The organism is Streptomyces prasinopilosus (assembly GCF_001419695.1).
Taxonomy (GTDB): domain Bacteria; phylum Actinomycetota; class Actinomycetes; order Streptomycetales; family Streptomycetaceae; genus Streptomyces; species Streptomyces prasinopilosus.
Window position 1 is genome coordinate 1 of the sequence record NZ_LIRG01000969.1, and the last position, 1,046, is coordinate 1,046.

General features: G+C 77.2%; 2 protein-coding genes. One reads left to right on the plus strand and one right to left on the minus strand.

Translation table 11 applies throughout. The annotated features are described in order from the left end of the window. Window positions 1–326: response regulator (locus AOK18_RS29175; protein ID WP_157865287.1), on the minus strand; the 326-nt coding region annotated here is incomplete at its 3' end. Between the two features lie 177 nt (window positions 327–503). On the opposite strand from AOK18_RS29175, the gene AOK18_RS29180 reads away from it, so the two are divergent. Continuing rightward, window positions 504–1,046, plus strand: a 543-nt coding sequence (locus AOK18_RS29180) for a hotdog family protein (protein WP_206281610.1), incomplete at its 3' end; no start/stop codon positions are given.

Here is a 1,046-nt window from a genome sequence, read left to right on the forward strand (position 1 = left end):
CCGGCGGCGCCCGCGGCCACGGCCCGCTGCAGATGGCCGGGGCGGCCGGAGGTGGCGAGGATCAGCACCCGGCAGTCCGGCACCTGGTCGCGCAGCACGGCGGCGGCGTCCAGGCCGCTCATGCCGGGCAGTCCGACGTCCAGCAGGGCGACGTCGGGGCGGTGGGTGAGCGCCGCGTCCAGGACCGCGTCCCCCGACGCCACCTGGGCGACCACCTGGAGGTCCGGTTCCATGCGGAGCAGGAGGGCCAGCGCCCCGTGCGCCGTCCCGCCGTCCTCCGCGAGCAGCACCCGTACGGACTTGGCGGGCCGGTGGTCCGCAGGCATCTCGTTCACGGGGGAAGCCTAGAGCGGATGAAGCGGTATGTCCCTGTCAAGGTGTATGTCCTACCCTGACGCGGGACGTGCGATCCCCGGGGGTCCGGGGGCGACCGACGGCACGGCCGGCCCGCGGGGCCTGCCGGTGCCCTCGGGCCCGGTGCCCCTCCGACGGTCAGGAGACCCATGCCCATCGACGCGGCCAGGGCGCTCGCCGCGCCTCCCCGGACCGGTGAGATCTCCTGGGGCCCCCAGGACGTCCAGCTCTACCACCTCGGCATCGGCGCGGGCGTCCCCGCCACCGACCCCGGCGAACTGCGCTACACCCTGGAGTCCGGGCTGCACGTCCTGCCGAGCTTCGCCACCGTCGCGGGAGCCGGCTCCCCGGGGGTGATCGGCGCGCTGTCGATGCCCGGCGTCGACGTCGACCTCGCCCGCGTCCTGCACGCCGGCCAGTCACTGACCCTGTACCGCCCCCTGCCCGCCGAGTGCGCCGCCGCCGTCACCACCCGCCGCATCACGGCGGTCCACGACCGGGGCGAGGCGGCCGTCCTCGTGATGCGCACCGACGTCGCCGACGCCGACGGCCCGCTGTGGACGGAGACCGCGCGGATCCACGTGCGCGGCGAGGGCGGCCGGGGCGGCGGCCGGGGGCCGTCCGTCCGGCGGGAGGCGCCCGCCGGACCACCGGACCGGACCGTCGAACGGCCGGTCCGGGAGGACCAGGCC